Genomic DNA, 14,708 nt, shown 5'->3' with positions numbered 1-14,708 from the left:
TACTTAGCTTATAAAAACACATGAACTTTTTATTTTTGGTAACTTTGCAGCTTATAAATTTAGATCATGTCTGAAGAAAAAAAATCTTTAAATTTTATAGAACAAATTATTGAAACTGATCTTAAAGAGGGTTTCGATAAGTCGAAATTAAAATTTCGTTTTCCACCTGAACCAAATGGCTATTTGCACATTGGTCATGCGTCGTCAATCTGCTTGAACTTCGGATTAGGCTTACGTTATAATGCGCCTGTTAACTTGCGTTTTGATGATACAAACCCGATTAAAGAAGAAAGCGCTTATGTCAACGCCATCAAAAAAGATGTTGAATGGTTAGGTTTTGAATGGGCAGAGGAATGTTATGCTTCTGATTATTTTCAACAACTTTATGAATGGGCTGTTGAAATGATTAAGAACGGACAAGCTTATGTTGATAGTCAAGATTCAGAAAAAATCGCTGAACAAAAAGGAACACCAACTGAGCCAGGTCAACCAAGCCCGCACAGAGAGCGTTCTGTTGAAGATAATTTAGAGCTTTTTGAAGCCATGAAAAATGGTTTAACTGAACCAAGAGCCCACGTCTTGCGAGCAAAAATTGACATGAGCTCGCCAAATATGCTGATGCGTGATCCTGTGATGTATAGAACTTTACATCAAGCGCATCATCGCACAGAAAATGATTGGTGTATTTACCCAATGTATGATTGGGCGCATGGCGAGTCAGATTTTATCGAAAATATTTCTCATTCTTTCTGTACTTTAGAATTTCAACCGCATCGTGAACTTTACAATTGGTTTATCAAATGTGTGAGTCAAGAAGGTGAACTTGAGCCAAAACAACGTGAATTTGCACGTCGTAATTTAAGTCATACCATCGTGAGTAAACGTAAGTTACTTCAACTTGTTGAAAGTAAAGTTGTCGATTCATGGGATGATCCACGTATGCCGACCATTTCAGGTTTACGTCGTCGTGGTTATACACCGGCTTCAATTAAAAACTTTGCCAATGATATCGGTATTGGTAAACGTGAAAATATGATTGACGTGTCAAGATTGGAATTTTCAGTACGTGACGATCTTAATAAAACTGCACCACGTGTGATGACTGTTCTCGATCCACTAAAAGTTGTGATCACAAACTATCCTGAAGGTGAAGAAGAAATGTTGGTTGCGGAAAACAACCCAGAAGATGAAAATTCAGGTACACGTGAATTACCATTTTCTAGAGAAATTTATATCGAAAAAGAAGATTTTAGAGAAGAAGCAAATCGTAAATTCTTCCGTTTAAAACTTGGAAAAGAAGTGCGTTTAAAAAATGCTTACTTTATCAAGGCTGAAAAAGCAATCAAAGATGATGATGGAAACATCATTGAAGTGCATTGTACTTATGATCCAGAAACCAAGAGTGGTAGCGGAACTGAAGCTTCAAAAAGGAAAGTAAAGGGAACTTTGCATTGGGTTTCAGTTAAGCATGCGAAACCAGCCGAAGTCAGATTGTACGATCGTTTGTTTACAGTTGATGATCCAACGGCTGATAAAGAAAAAGATTTTCTAGATTTTGTAAATCCTGAAAGTTTAAAAGTGATTACAGCTCAAGTTGAACCAAGTTTGACTTCAGCTAAGGAATTAGATAAATTTCAGTTTCAGCGTATAGGTTATTTCTGTGTTGATCAAGATTCAACGTCTGATCACTTGGTTTTTAACCGTACGGTGACATTAAGAGATTCGTGGAAAGGAAAATAAAATATAATGTATCCATTAAATAGAAATAGACGTTTACGCCAAAATTCGGCAATTAGAGATTTAGTAAGAGAAAATCATTTATCAGCTAATGATTTTATTCTGCCAATTTTTATTACTGAAGGTGAAAATGTCAAAGAAGAAATTGCTTCAATGCCTGATTACTTCCGCTATAGTTTAGATACTTTAGTTGAAGAAGTAAAAGAAGCATGGGAGCTTGGGATTAAATCAGTTTTGCTTTTTGTAAAAGTAGAGCAAGACCAAAAAGACAACACAGGTGAGGCTGCCACAAATGATGATGGCTTAATGCAAAAAGCGATTAAAGTTGTTAAAGAAACAACACCTGAAATGCTTGTGATGACAGACGTTGCGCTCGATCCATTTTCGAGTTTAGGACATGATGGTATTGTAAAAGACGGAAAAATTTTAAATGATGAAAGTGTTGAAGCTTTAGCTAAAATGGCCTTGAGTCATGCAAAAGCAGGTGCTGATTTTGTTGCGCCAAGTGACATGATGGATGGCAGAATTTTAGCCCTGCGAACACTTTTAGAAGATGAGGGCTTTGTAAATACAGGAATTATGAGCTACTCAGCTAAATATGCTTCAGCTTTTTACGGACCATTTCGTGATGCTTTAGATTCAGCGCCAGTTGATGTTAAAGATGTGCCTAAGGACAAGAAAACTTATCAAATGGATCCTGCTAACAGAAAAGAAGCCATCACTGAAACTTTAACAGATATTGATGAAGGTGCTGATATTGTAATGGTGAAACCAGGTTTGTGCTATCTTGATATTGTACGAGATCTTGCAAATACAGTTGATGTGCCAGTTGCTGTTTATCAAGTGAGTGGCGAGTACGCGATGCTTAAGGCTGCTTCAGAAAAAGGTTGGTTAGATTATGAAGAAGTTCTTCTAGAACAACTCATGGCTATTAAAAGAGCAGGCGCAAGCATGATTGCAACTTACTTTGCAAAAGATGCTTTACGACTTTTAAATAAATAAATTATTTCACAGATTAGGCTTCAAGTTTAATAATGAAGCCTAATCTTTCTAAGACAATCCAGCACTTATTGTCTTTTATATTCTTGATTGTGCCTTCCTCATTTTTAAATCCGAGTTTCGACAAATCAATTTTTTCTCCAATTTTAATTGTTTCAAAATCTATAGATTGATAAGCAGATTTTGAATTTAAAGATGCTTTTAACTCATTGATTTCATTTTCGCTCACTTTGGCAGCTTCTTTATCCCAAAATAGGTAACGGGTAACCGTGTTGATATTAAAAACCAAATGCCTGTCATCTTCTGATATTTTGACGAATATCATGGAAGGTAAAACAGGTTTGTCAATCTTCTTCTTACGATCACTCCAAACTCTAATTTCCTTAACTGTTGGGCAGTAAGCTTCAATGCCAAAGTCGTTCAATCGTTTGGCTGTTTTCTTTTCTGCTCTTGGTTTGGTATAAATAACATACCAGTTTTTATCAGAATTTTCCAATTAAATCTAATTTTGGTTCTCTTGCTTATTAAAAAATTAATGTGCTTCAAGCCAATTGTTGCCAGTCCCGATTTCAACATCAAGAGGAACATTGAGTTTGAAGGCGCTTTCCATTTTGTCTTTAATCAAAGTTTTGAGTTCATCAACTTCATCATTATGCGCATCAAAAATCAATTCATCATGCACTTGTAGAAGCATTTGAGACTTCATTTCTCTTTTATTCATTTCATCAAAAATAGAAATCATCGCCACTTTTATAATGTCAGCAGCACTTCCTTGCACTGGCGCATTGACAGCATTTCGCTCGGCGCCACCTCTTACCATGGCATTTCTTGCATTAATGTCTTTAAGGTAACGGCGTCTGCCCATCACGGTTTTAACGTAACCATGCTCTCTAGCAAAAGCAATTTGCTGATCGATGTAACTTCTCAGTTTTGGGTAGGTTTCGTAATAAGTGTCAATTAATTCTTTTGATTCTTTTCTGCTTAAATCGGTTTGATTGCTCAAGCCAAAAGCAGAAACACCGTAAATGATTCCGAAATTGACAGTTTTTGCATTGCTTCTCTGCTCACGAGTCACTTCATCAATAGGAACATCAAAAACTTTCGCTGCGGTAGAAGCGTGAATGTCTTCTCCATTATTAAAAGCCTCAATCATCGTTTCTTCTTCGCTTAATGAAGCGATAATTCGCAGTTCAATTTGTGAATAATCGGCAGCGAGTAAAGTGTGATTTTCATCACGAGGTACAAAAGCTTTTCTGACTTCTCTTCCGCGTTCCGTTCGGATAGGAATGTTTTGCAGGTTTGGGTTGTTAGAACTTAAACGACCTGTTGCAGCAACGGTTTGCATAAATTCTGTATGTACGCGATTTGTTTTTTTGTTGATTTGTTTTGGCAAAGCATCAACATAAGTGCTTTTGAGTTTTGAAAGTTGACGCCATTCTAAAACTTCACGAACAATCTGGTGTTCTTCTGCATGAAATGATAAAACATCTTCAGCAGTCGAGTATTGACCTGATTTCGTCTTTTTAGGTTTTTTGGCGATTTTTAATTTGCCAAATAATATTTCACCCAATTGTTTTGGTGACCCTATGTTGAAAGTTTCATCAGCTTCTTTATAAATACTTTCTTCAAGTTTTTTAATGTCTTTTTCTAATCTTTCAGAAAGTTGTTCAAGCGCGTTTTTGTCGAGATGAATTCCATTGATTTCCATTGATGCCAATACACGAATTAACGGAATTTCTAAATCAAAATAAAGAGGTTTGTTATGCGCATCCTCTAATTCTTTTTCAAAATAATTCTTTAATTGAAAAGTAATATCAGCATCTTCAACCGCGTATTCTGTTTGGTCTTCAATGTCGATATCGCGCATTGTCTTTTGGTTTTTACCTTTTTTACCAATCAAGTCTGTGATAGGTTGTGGTGAATAATTCAGATAAGTTTCTGATAAAATATCCATGTTGTGGCGCATATCCGGATTGATGATGTAATGCGCAAGCATGGTGTCGAACAATTGTCCTTTCACCTCAATATTATAATTTGCTAAAACCTTGATGTCGTATTTTAAGTTCTGGCCTACTTTTTCAATATTTTCATTTTCAAAAAAGGCTTTCAGTTTTTCAAGAATCGTTTCAGCTTCTTTTCTGTTTTCAGGAATAGAAACATAATAACCTTTATGTTTTTCCCAACTAAAAGCAATGCCAACAAGTTCAGCTTCAAGACTGTTGAGGCTCGTAGTTTCGGTATCAAAACAAACGGATTTTTGCTTCAGTAATTTGTTTAGAAATAATTCTAAAGCGAAATCATCAGCGATATATTGATAAAAATGACTTGTATTTTCTAAAGATTTGTAACCTTGAAGTTCATCGACATCAACATTCTTTTTGTCTGTGTCATTTCCGAAAAGAGAAAATTGTCCAGCACCAGCTATTTTATTTTCATCAGTTTTTTCAGGAGTTTCTCCTTCTTTAGGTTGATTGTACATTCTAATGAATTGCTCCGTTAAACGACGGAATTCAAGTTCTTTAAATATGTCAACGACTTTTTCAACATCAGGAGGTGAAACTTCATAAGATTCAGCATCAAACTTGACGTCACAATCAGTAATGATTGTGGCAAGTTTTTTTGACATCATCCCTTGTTCTTTATGCGCTTCAACTTTTTCTTTCATTTTACCTTTTAACTGATCGGTATTTTCAAGAAGCGCTTCCATGCTACCAAATTCTTTGATGAATTTTTTCGCTGTTTTATCGCCAACGCCAGGAAGTCCAGGGATATTATCTGCAGCGTCACCCATCATGCCAAGGTAATCGATCACTTGCTCAGGTCTGTCAACGCCAAAGCGTTCTTTCACTTCTTCAAGTCCCCATTTTTCGATGCCGTTGCCCATTCTGGCAGGTCTGTACATAAAAATGCTATCGGAAACAAGCTGTGCAAAATCTTTATCTGGCGTCACCATATTGACTTCATAATCTTCTTTCTCAGCTTGTTTTGCCAATGTCCCGATGATATCATCTGCTTCCATTCCTGAAATTTCAACAACAGGAATATGCATGGATTTGATAATATCTTTGATAATTGGTACTGAATCTCTGATGACTTGTGGCGTTTCATCACGATTCGCTTTATAATCTTCAAAAATTTCTTTTCGCTCTGCGCTTCCATCTTTATCGAAGCAAACCGCTAAATGATCAGGATTTTCTCTTTTAATCACATCAAAAAGAGAGTTCATAAAACCCATAATTGCTGATGTATCTTGACCTTTAGAGTTGATTCGTGGATTTTTAATAAAAGCATAATAACCTCTAAAAATTAAGGCATAAGCATCGATAAGAAATAAGCGTTTCTTGGCAGACATAAAGCGTATTTTAAAAATGTTTTGTAAAGTTAAAAATATACGGCAAAGTAAATAGCTTTATCAGAAGTTCGCTTTGTGTTTTTAAGAGAATATCAAGAGTTGAAACTAATTTTCTAAATTATTAATGAATCATTAATCACTACTCCTTAATAAATTTCTTTATCATATCACCGCGATCACTTTTAAGAGCGATGTAATACAAACCCTTTTTCAAATCACTAACATCAAGAGTTTTCATGTCTAAATTATTAAACACCTTAACAAGTTGACCTTGAAAGCTAAATACTTTAATAGAAGTAAACTTTACATTCTTGGCTTCAATATTTAGAATATCATTTGCTGGATTGGGGTAAATACTGACTAATTCTTGATTAAATTCGATTGTATTTAAGGCGCATGTTTCAGAAAAAAGATAAGGATTGTTAATAGCTGTTATGTTCCAAGAACTGTAAACGCCTGTTCCTGCTGTTGCTGCAGCTTCATCAGACACTTTAATGCAGAATTGACTATCATTTAAATTTTCATGTGAATCGCCCTGTAAATTATTTGGCGCAATGCTGATATTAATATCTAAATTACTGACATCAGTTGTGCCAGTTTTTAAATTTAATTGTTTTAATGACCAAATCCCTGTGGTCTGAATTAGACTGATGTTTGGGTTTTCGCTTAAATCTATGATTTCAATATCATGCGTAAACGCATCATCTCCGCCTAACATAATGAGTGATTCTAACATTGTATTCGCAGTAAGATCAAGTGATAGATCGTTATTTGATAAATATAAATTGTCAATTCTTAAATTTTTGAGTTGTGCAAAATCTTGAAGGCCAGTTAAGTCGGTAATAGCGTAAGAACCACTATTTAAAGCTAGATTTAAATCTTCCACATTTTCAATATCACTGGTGAGTACCTGTCCGTTGATGATGCCATCAGAATCTATATTAAGATCAATGAGAGCTTGCTCAAATTCGCTATCGGGTATACTTGTTATTTGAGAGTAGCCTAAGAAATTTAAAAGTAATAAAACATAAAATACATTTTTCATAGGGAATGGTTGAATTGTTAATAAATTTACAATAATTTTGTTGAATATCTATTAAATAAAACGATTTAAATGATAATTCCTTAAAATATCTCAATAAATATAGAAATGACTCTGTATTTTAAAACTTTTAATTAACCAAATTCAACTCTAAATTTTCAAAAATCATTTAAACTTATATTGAGCGCCAATGCTAAAATATCTATTAAAAATGTTGTTATTAGAAGATGTAAATAGAGCTTGATCAAAGCTTCTTGTTTCAAAAGTATCTGCATTTAATAGATTGGATAAACTAAATGAAAACGACCATCTAGTGTTTGTTTTTTTTCTGATGGTTAAATCTAATGACCTGAAATCTTTGATTGAGATAGTAAATTACCAAATGAAATTAAGCAACAAAAGAAAATAATATATCTCATAATTTATTTTCTCATTAATAGGCCTCTTGAATTCGTTTTCTAATAACTTCTTTGTTGTTTTTTAAATTGTTTAACTCTGCTTTAGTTATTTTAAAAGCTTTAGAAAAATCTTTTAAATCTTTATCAACATTGAATTCAATATTTTCGGCAATACATTTACTGTTTGATCTCGAATATGAGAATTCTAAAATTAAACCAGGTAAACCTGCATGTCTAAAAGGTCCGGTTTTAACAGGTATTTCTGTTGTAAACCACGCATACATGATTTGGTCTCCACTATTTTTTTTAGCTTTCCTTACTGAATAATCTAAAATAGTTTTAGTTTCATCTAGTATTTCCCATTCCTGATCATTTATCCAGCTTGCTTTAACTTCATTATCATCAAGGTATTTTAATTCTGTAAATTCTTTTGTTGCATACTCATAATTGATAACATAAGTTTGGCCTTTAAAGTTAAGTGTTGATGCGTTATATTTCATTGTTCTATCATCGTAATCAACATGAAATTGTGAGTTTTCTTTTGATATTAATAAAGTTGGTTGGTGTTCTAAGCGGCCACTAGCAGCACTATAATTATAAGTTACTTTTATGTTTTGAGCATTTGATTCATAAGCTAATAAAAACAGAATCAAAGTTAATTTTATAATATTTTTCATGTGTATTTATATTAGAATAAGCCTTAAACTGAATGCCTAAGGCTTTAAAGTAATTTAATTTAAAAATGTAAAGTTATTTAGTCTCCACTTCCACCTCTATTGTCATTGATCAAGTCGTTTAACGCATCAATGTTATCTTGACAGTCACAAAACCAGCATGTGACTTCAACAGTTGCTCCATCTTCTGTTTTACCTTCTGCGCTGCAATAAAGTGCATCCTCCTCAATTACACTTGCTGTTTCAAAGGTAGTTTCAGTGTTGGAGGATAAGCCAAAAAATGATGTTGAAACAAAAGCAATACTTAAAATTAAAGATTTCATATTATAAAAATTTAAAGTTAATAAAAACTAAATCTAGCCTTTTTTTAAGTCTGGCATTTAGTACACAAATTTTTTGTTTTTAAGACTATGAAATGTATTCTGTCCTCAACCACTGCAAAATCAAATTTTCTATTTTATATTATTCCGTTCAGTTGGATGGACTTTGAAATTGTTTTGGGTGATTTTAAGAATGAATATTTCATAAAACTAATATATATGGTTAACAAAATTTTTAGTCAAAAAGTTAAAAAAAAATTACATATGAGGTTAATTTTTTAAACAATAACTTGTATTAATAATAAAAGTTTGTGTTCAATTAATGCTATCATTATTTGCAATTGGAAGAGGATTTACTTAGGTTATGTTTAATGGCCATGTTGAAATAGCCAAATCAACTCTAAATTTTCAAAAATCATTTAAAACCAATTATATAATTCTTAGACAAAGTCTATCTTTGCACTTTTATAGGAATTTATGAAACTTCACGATTTAGAATTTAAGCCGTATTTATCAGAACAAGAACTAGCGACTGCTGTTGAAACTTTGTCTAGAAAAGTTGAAAAAGATTACACCAACAAAACTCCCGTTTTTGTTGGTGTTTTAAACGGTGCTTTTATGTTTTTAGCTGACTTTATGAAAAATTATAATCAAGATTGTGAAGTGAGTTTTACAAAATTAGCTTCCTATCAAGGAACGAGTTCAACTGGCGAGGTGCAAACTTTAATCGGGATGCAAAATCTTGAAGGTAAAGATGTTGTTATTGTTGAAGACATTATTGATACAGGCCATACTTTGGCTAAAATTATCGAAGCTCTTGACAATGCAAAAGTAAAATCTTATAAAATAATGAGCTTGTTTTACAAACCAGAAGCTTATCAATATGACATACCTATTGATTATATTGGCTTAGAAATCCCGAATAAATTTATTGTAGGTTACGGACTTGATTATGACGATTTGGGGCGTAACTTACCTGAAATATATCAACTAAAATCTTAAAGATGACTAATATCGTACTTTTTGGCCCTCCAGGTGCTGGGAAAGGAACACAGGCAGAACGTTTAAAAACAAATTTTAAACTCAATCACATTTCAACAGGTGATTTGTTTAGAAGCAATATCAAAAACCAAACTGAACTCGGAAACAAAGCCAAAGAATACATTGATAAAGGCGAATTAGTTCCTGATGAAGTGACAATTGGTATGCTCAAAGAGGCAGTTAAAGAAAATCAACACGGTAACGGATTTATTTTTGATGGCTTCCCAAGAACAGTCGCACAAGCTAAAGCTTTAGATGAGTTTTTATTAACTTTAAAAACTGAGGTTCACGGCATGATTGCGCTTGATGTCAATGATGAAGTGCTTGTTCAACGTTTACTAGAACGCGGTAAAACTTCAGGAAGAGCAGATGATGCCAATGAAGAAATTATCAGAAATCGTGTTTCTGTTTACTATAAAGAAACGTCGATTTTAAAAGATTACTACCAAGAAAAAAATAAATATTATAGCGTTGATGGCGTTGGCAGTATTGATGAAATCGCTGATCGCTTAGCGCAAATTGTAGAAAAATTATAAATTAATGACTGAAGGTAATTTTGTAGATTATATTAAAATCCATGTCAACTCAGGTAAGGGCGGAAAGGGTTCAACGCATTTAAGGCGTGAAAAAGCTGTTGCTAAAGGTGGCCCAGATGGCGGTGACGGTGGTCGTGGAGGACACGTCATCATCCGTGGTGACAAAAATTACTGGACGCTTTTTCATCTTAAATTTAAACAACACGTCAGAGCAACACATGGAGGTGATGGTGGTAAACAAACCAGTACTGGTCATGATGGTGAAGATGCTATTATTGAAGTTCCCTTAGGAACCGTCGTTCGTGATAGCGAAACCAATGAAATTCTCAAAGAGATTACAGAAAATGCTGAAGAATTTATCGTTGCTGAAGGTGGAATGGGTGGAAAAGGAAACGCACATTTCAAAACTTCAACAAATCAAACACCGCGTTACTCACAGCCAGGTATTGATGGTCAAGAAAAATCAATTACGCTTGAGCTTAAAGTTTTAGCCGATGTTGGTTTGGTTGGCTTTCCAAATGCTGGTAAATCGACATTGCTTTCTGTGATTACAGCAGCAAAGCCAAAAATTGCTGATTACGAGTTTACAACTCTTAAGCCTAATTTAGGTATCGTTAAATACAGAGATTTTAAATCTTTTGTTGTCGCAGATATTCCAGGAATTATTGAAGGTGCTGCCGAAGGCAAAGGTTTAGGTTATCGTTTTCTACGTCATATAGAACGTAACTCAACATTGCTTTTCCTAGTGCCAGCAGATGCTGATGACATAAAGGAAGCTTATGAAATATTGGTTGACGAACTCAGACGTTACAATCCTGAATTGCTTGATAAATCTCGATTAATCGCGATTTCAAAATCTGATATGCTTGATGACGAACTCAAGGCTGAACTTGACGAAGAGTTAAAAACAGCTTTTAATGAGACGCCATATCTTTATATTTCTTCAGTTGCTCAAACTGGTTTACAGGAATTAAAAGATAAGTTGTGGGAGTCTGTTAGTTTTGATAAAACAAAAGCAGAAAATTAATTATTGAACATCTTATATAAAACGAAAAACTCTTATTTTGAAATTCAGAATAAGAGTTTTTTGTTTTTAGGAAACGCGCTTTAAGCGAATTTCAAAACAAGTTCCTTTATTGATTTCACTGTGTTTTACACGTATTTTTCCGTGATGGTAATCTTCAATTATTCTTTTAGCTAAAGACAAACCTAAACCCCAGCCTCGTTTTTTTGAGGTATATCCGGCTTCAAAAACTTGTTTGAATTTGTTGCTTTCAATGCCTTTACCTTCATCAGAAATATATATTGAAACCCACTGTTGTGTCACTTTAGATTCAATTGTAATTTTACCTTTTCCGCGCATCGCATCAACAGCATTTTTAATGAGGTTTTCAAGTGTCCAACTATACAAAACATCATTCAAGCTGACAATAGCTTCTTCACTTTGGTCAAGATTGACATCAAATGTAATGAGCTTGCTGTGTCGCTTCATGATGTAATCGACTGTGAGTTGTGTTTCTTTGATGATATCAAGGTTTTCGTACTCAACTTCAGAACCAATTTTAGAAAAACGATCCGTGATTTTATGCAGTCGATTGATGTCTTTTTCCATTTCTTCAACATAAGAATTTTGAACATTGGGGTCAGACTTTAAAATCTCTATCCAGCCGACTAATGAAGAAAGTGGCGTGCCAATTTGGTGTGCTGTTTCTTTAGCCATTCCTGCCCAAAGTTTGTTTTTTTCACTGGTTTTTGAAGTTTTAAAAAACACATAAATCAAACTCAAAAAGAGGAAGAAAATAAGAAGAAGTATCGCAGGATAATATTTTATTTTTTCAAGAATATCAGAGTTGCCATAATAAATAAACTGCTTATTGCCTTCACCCATGTTAACCTCAATAGGCTTGTTGGTGTTTTTTAATGTATTGAGTTCGTTATATAATTCAATAGAATCCTCAGATATAGATTTTTTAATATTATGATGTCTCAAGATATTTCCGTCTGCATCTGTATTGATCATCGGGATGTTGATGTCATGACTCATCACAAAAAGTTCAAGATCAAGATCTTGATTATCATTAGCTGTATTCAGTGATTTTTGTGCTTCAGCCCAAACTTTCATTTTCTGACGTTCATCTTTTTTGATTCTGTCGAAAAACAGAAAAACATTCCATGAGACAAGAATAACAATGGTTAAGGAAGAAAAAATGATAAAGAGTCGTGCTAAATCTTTATTGCCGAATAAATTCATTTTATTTTTTTCAATATTACGAAAATAGAACGGTGAAAAGTTAGTTATATTTGCTCAATCACAGCGCTTAAACGCTAAAAATATATTTCTGTGTTATGCAAAATTACTTCTCTACAGATTTTAAAATAGGAATTTTAGGTGGCGGTCAACTTGGCAAAATGATGCTTTATGATGCTCGGAAATTTGATATCGCAACACATGTTTTAGAGTCAAACACTGAAGCGCCTTCGGCAATTGCGTGCAATAAATTTGTTTATGGCGATATTCAAGATTACGAGACTGTTGTCAATTTTGGTAAAGAAGTTGATTTAATCACTTTTGAAATTGAGGCTGTTAACCTTCAAGCGCTTCAAAAACTGGAAGAACTTGGCAAAACAGTTTATCCTTCCTCTGCAACTTTAGAGTTGATACAAAGCAAACAAAGACAGAAAAATTTTTATAAAAAAAATAATATTCCTACTTCTCCTTTCACCAATTTTGAATCATTATCAGAATTAAAATCAGCATATCAAAATAACGAATTTAAATTACCACAAGTCTGGAAAGCTGCAACTGGTGGTTATGATGGGAAGGGTGTTCAGGTTTTAAAAACAGAAGCAGATTTTGATAAATTAGTAGATGCGCCTTGTCTTATTGAAGAGATGATCGACTTTGAAATGGAGTTGGCTGTGATTGTTGCAAGGAATCCTTCGGGTGAAACAAAATCTTATCCAGTTGTTGAAATGGAGTTTCATCCAGAAGCTAATCAAGTTGAATATGTTTTATCACCAGCCAGAATTACAGATGAAATTGCACAGAAGGCTAGATATTTAGCAGAAAAAGTTTCACAAAAATTCGAGCATGTTGGTCTATTAGCGATTGAATTTTTCCTTACAAAAGATGGTGAAATTTTGGTGAATGAGGTTGCGCCTCGTCCTCATAATAGTGGACATTTAACGATTGAAGGAAATTACACTAATCAATTCGAGCAGCACTTGCGTTCTATTTTAGATTTGCCTTTAGGCGATTCATCTACAAAAAAACCTGCTGTTATGGTTAATTTAGTTGGTGATGAAAATCATGAAGGTCAAGTTCTTTATAAAAATATTGAAAATATCCTTGCTCTTAAAGGTGTGACGCCACATATTTATGGTAAAAAAGAAACACGTCCTTTTCGTAAAATGGGTCATGTCACAATTATCAATGAATCGATAGAAGAAGCCAGAGAAATGGCTGAAAAAGTAAAACAAAAAATAAAAGTTATTTCTGATGAAAAATTATAAAATAGCTGTTGTCATGGGTAGCACAAGTGACTTACCCGTGATGCAAGATGCGATTGATATTCTAAAAGAGTTTGGTCTTGGGGTTGAGGTTGATGTTGTTTCTGCACATCGCACACCAGAAAAAATGTTAGAGTTTGGGCAATCAGCACATCACAACGGGTTTAATGTAATTATTGCTGGTGCAGGTGGCGCTGCGCATTTACCAGGAATGTTAGCCTCTTTAACGCCGCTTCCTGTGATTGGTGTTCCAGTAAAATCGAGTAACTCGATTGATGGATGGGATTCTTTATTATCTATTTTACAAATGCCAAACGGCGTCCCGGTTGCAACAGTTGCGCTTAATGCTGCAAAAAACGCAGGCTTATTAGCAATCCAAATTCTTGGTGCAACAGATTCAGAAATAGCTCAAAAAATGCTTGACTACAAACAGGAAATGAAAGAAAAGGTTAACCAAATGTCTAAAGATTTGAAAAGCTAATTTGGATCAATTTTTGTTGCAATGTTATTAATCTTCTAATATGACTTTTATGAAAACTTTCTTTGCTTTTCTCGTTCTTGCTTTTGCCTTACAAAGTTGTTCGACAACTAACGTGATGCATGATTATGATGAAACAGTCAATTTCGAAAAATATAACACCTATCATTTGTTTGATATTGATGAGCCTGTTTTATCTGATCAAGATAAAGAAATCATCATTTCACACTTAAATGATACGCTTAAAGCTTATGGTTTAAAAGAAAAGTTAATCCCTAAATTTGAAATTATCGTGATTCCTGAATTTTATCAAGTGATAAAAAATTCACCTAATGTCAATGTTGGCTTTGGTGGTGCTTCAGGTAGCTTTGGTTATGGTGCAAACGTCCCGATAAGCGGTCAAACAAAAGATAAGTTTTCGTTGACAATTGAGTTTGTTGATGCTTTAACCAAATCGCTTTTTTGGCAAGCTGTTGTAGAAATTCCAGCATCTAAATTACTTAATGATCCTAAGGAAAACCCTACAATTTATGCACAAATGATTAGTGACGCACTTAAGAAATATCCAGGATTTTATCCAGCTTTACTTGAAGAATAATAAATAAGTTTTAGACTTCATTA

The 14,708-nt window shown here is 33.8% G+C and carries 14 protein-coding genes; 8 read left to right on the top strand and 6 right to left on the bottom strand.

Going from position 1 to position 14,708, the window contains the following annotated elements; genetic code table 11:
- Window positions 1-66 precede the first annotated feature (66 nt).
- Together BLV84_RS01240 and hemB are read left to right on the top strand one after the other, a co-directional pair.
- Window positions 67-1,740 carry a glutamine--tRNA ligase/YqeY domain fusion protein gene (locus BLV84_RS01240; RefSeq protein WP_093238284.1) on the top strand — a complete coding sequence of 558 codons (1,674 nt, stop codon included), beginning with the start codon at window positions 67-69 and terminating at the stop codon, window positions 1,738-1,740.
- A gap of 6 nt (window positions 1,741-1,746) precedes the next feature.
- Window positions 1,747-2,739, top strand: coding sequence for a porphobilinogen synthase (gene hemB / locus BLV84_RS01235; protein WP_093238279.1), 993 nt, complete (start codon window positions 1,747-1,749; stop codon window positions 2,737-2,739).
- 13 nt (window positions 2,740-2,752) lie between these two features.
- Here hemB and BLV84_RS01230 read toward each other — a convergent pair whose 3' ends face one another.
- From BLV84_RS01230 to BLV84_RS01210, 5 genes are all read right to left on the bottom strand, one after another.
- Window positions 2,753-3,232 carry a UpxY family transcription antiterminator gene (locus tag BLV84_RS01230; protein ID WP_093238276.1) on the bottom strand — a complete coding sequence of 160 codons (480 nt, stop codon included), beginning with the start codon at window positions 3,230-3,232 and terminating at the stop codon, window positions 2,753-2,755.
- A gap of 36 nt (window positions 3,233-3,268) precedes the next feature.
- Window positions 3,269-6,088, bottom strand: a complete 2,820-nt coding sequence (gene polA, locus BLV84_RS01225) for a DNA polymerase I (protein ID WP_093238273.1) — start codon at window positions 6,086-6,088, stop codon at window positions 3,269-3,271.
- A gap of 139 nt (window positions 6,089-6,227) precedes the next feature.
- Window positions 6,228-7,133, bottom strand: a complete 906-nt coding sequence (locus BLV84_RS01220) for a T9SS type A sorting domain-containing protein (RefSeq protein WP_093238270.1) — start codon at window positions 7,131-7,133, stop codon at window positions 6,228-6,230.
- 430 nt (window positions 7,134-7,563) lie between these two features.
- Window positions 7,564-8,205: a GLPGLI family protein gene (locus BLV84_RS01215; RefSeq protein ID WP_093238267.1), complete on the bottom strand. Its 642-nt coding sequence runs from the start codon at window positions 8,203-8,205 to the stop codon at window positions 7,564-7,566.
- 77 nt (window positions 8,206-8,282) lie between these two features.
- On the bottom strand, window positions 8,283-8,525 hold the full coding sequence (locus BLV84_RS01210; protein WP_093238264.1) for a hypothetical protein: 243 nt from the start codon (window positions 8,523-8,525) through the stop codon (window positions 8,283-8,285).
- Between the two features lie 474 nt (window positions 8,526-8,999).
- On the opposite strand from BLV84_RS01210, the gene hpt reads away from it, so the two are divergent.
- From hpt to obgE, 3 genes are read left to right on the top strand one after another with little or no spacing between them, the layout of a single operon-like run.
- A complete protein-coding gene (gene hpt, locus BLV84_RS12655) occupies window positions 9,000-9,524 on the top strand; it encodes a hypoxanthine phosphoribosyltransferase (RefSeq protein WP_093238258.1) in 525 nt (174 codons plus the stop codon).
- A 2-nt stretch (window positions 9,525-9,526) separates the two neighbouring features.
- Window positions 9,527-10,099: an adenylate kinase gene (locus BLV84_RS12650; protein WP_093238255.1), complete on the top strand. Its 573-nt coding sequence runs from the start codon at window positions 9,527-9,529 to the stop codon at window positions 10,097-10,099.
- 4 nt (window positions 10,100-10,103) lie between these two features.
- Window positions 10,104-11,126: a GTPase ObgE gene (gene obgE / locus BLV84_RS01190; RefSeq protein WP_093238252.1), complete on the top strand. Its 1,023-nt coding sequence runs from the start codon at window positions 10,104-10,106 to the stop codon at window positions 11,124-11,126.
- Between the two features lie 66 nt (window positions 11,127-11,192).
- Here the strand turns inward: obgE and BLV84_RS01185 are convergent, their stop codons facing one another.
- Window positions 11,193-12,350, bottom strand: a complete 1,158-nt coding sequence (locus BLV84_RS01185) for a sensor histidine kinase (protein WP_093238250.1) — start codon at window positions 12,348-12,350, stop codon at window positions 11,193-11,195.
- 95 nt (window positions 12,351-12,445) lie between these two features.
- Between BLV84_RS01185 and BLV84_RS01180 the strand changes: the two genes are divergently transcribed.
- From BLV84_RS01180 to BLV84_RS01170, 3 genes are read left to right on the top strand one after another with little or no spacing between them, the layout of a single operon-like run.
- The gene (locus BLV84_RS01180) at window positions 12,446-13,612 is read left to right on the top strand and encodes a 5-(carboxyamino)imidazole ribonucleotide synthase (RefSeq protein ID WP_093238247.1); all 1,167 of its coding nucleotides are present in this window, start codon (window positions 12,446-12,448) and stop codon (window positions 13,610-13,612) included.
- Window positions 13,599-14,090, top strand: coding sequence for a 5-(carboxyamino)imidazole ribonucleotide mutase (gene purE, locus BLV84_RS01175; RefSeq protein ID WP_093238244.1), 492 nt, complete (start codon window positions 13,599-13,601; stop codon window positions 14,088-14,090). Before BLV84_RS01180 ends, purE begins: the two co-directional genes overlap by 14 nt.
- A 49-nt stretch (window positions 14,091-14,139) precedes the next feature.
- Entirely contained in the window at window positions 14,140-14,685 is a 546-nt protein-coding gene (locus BLV84_RS01170; protein WP_159429376.1) for a DUF4136 domain-containing protein, read from the top strand.
- Window positions 14,686-14,708 lie beyond the last annotated feature (23 nt).

Source organism: Psychroflexus halocasei (assembly GCF_900107595.1).
GTDB classification, from domain to species: domain Bacteria; phylum Bacteroidota; class Bacteroidia; order Flavobacteriales; family Flavobacteriaceae; genus Psychroflexus; species Psychroflexus halocasei.
Note: the sequence above shows the minus strand (reverse complement) of the source record. Positions and strands in the feature narration are given on the sequence as shown.

What these genes read in the sequence shown, in the direction of transcription:
- BLV84_RS01170 (WP_159429376.1), top strand. Translation starts at nt 14,140, where the DNA reads ATGAAAACTTTCTTTGCTTTTCTCGTTCTTGCTTTTGCCTTACAAAGT.
- purE (WP_093238244.1), top strand. Translation starts at nt 13,599, where the DNA reads ATGAAAAATTATAAAATAGCTGTTGTCATGGGTAGCACAAGTGACTTA.
- hpt (WP_093238258.1), top strand. Translation starts at nt 9,000, where the DNA reads ATGAAACTTCACGATTTAGAATTTAAGCCGTATTTATCAGAACAAGAA.
- BLV84_RS12650 (WP_093238255.1), top strand. Translation starts at nt 9,527, where the DNA reads ATGACTAATATCGTACTTTTTGGCCCTCCAGGTGCTGGGAAAGGAACA.
- obgE (WP_093238252.1), top strand. Translation starts at nt 10,104, where the DNA reads ATGACTGAAGGTAATTTTGTAGATTATATTAAAATCCATGTCAACTCA.
- polA (WP_093238273.1), bottom strand. Translation starts at nt 6,088, where the DNA reads ATGTCTGCCAAGAAACGCTTATTTCTTATCGATGCTTATGCCTTAATT.
- BLV84_RS01210 (WP_093238264.1), bottom strand. Translation starts at nt 8,525, where the DNA reads ATGAAATCTTTAATTTTAAGTATTGCTTTTGTTTCAACATCATTTTTT.
- hemB (WP_093238279.1), top strand. Translation starts at nt 1,747, where the DNA reads ATGTATCCATTAAATAGAAATAGACGTTTACGCCAAAATTCGGCAATT.
- BLV84_RS01180 (WP_093238247.1), top strand. Translation starts at nt 12,446, where the DNA reads ATGCAAAATTACTTCTCTACAGATTTTAAAATAGGAATTTTAGGTGGC.
- BLV84_RS01215 (WP_093238267.1), bottom strand. Translation starts at nt 8,205, where the DNA reads ATGAAAAATATTATAAAATTAACTTTGATTCTGTTTTTATTAGCTTAT.
- BLV84_RS01240 (WP_093238284.1), top strand. Translation starts at nt 67, where the DNA reads ATGTCTGAAGAAAAAAAATCTTTAAATTTTATAGAACAAATTATTGAA.
- BLV84_RS01220 (WP_093238270.1), bottom strand. Translation starts at nt 7,133, where the DNA reads ATGAAAAATGTATTTTATGTTTTATTACTTTTAAATTTCTTAGGCTAC.
- BLV84_RS01185 (WP_093238250.1), bottom strand. Translation starts at nt 12,350, where the DNA reads ATGAATTTATTCGGCAATAAAGATTTAGCACGACTCTTTATCATTTTT.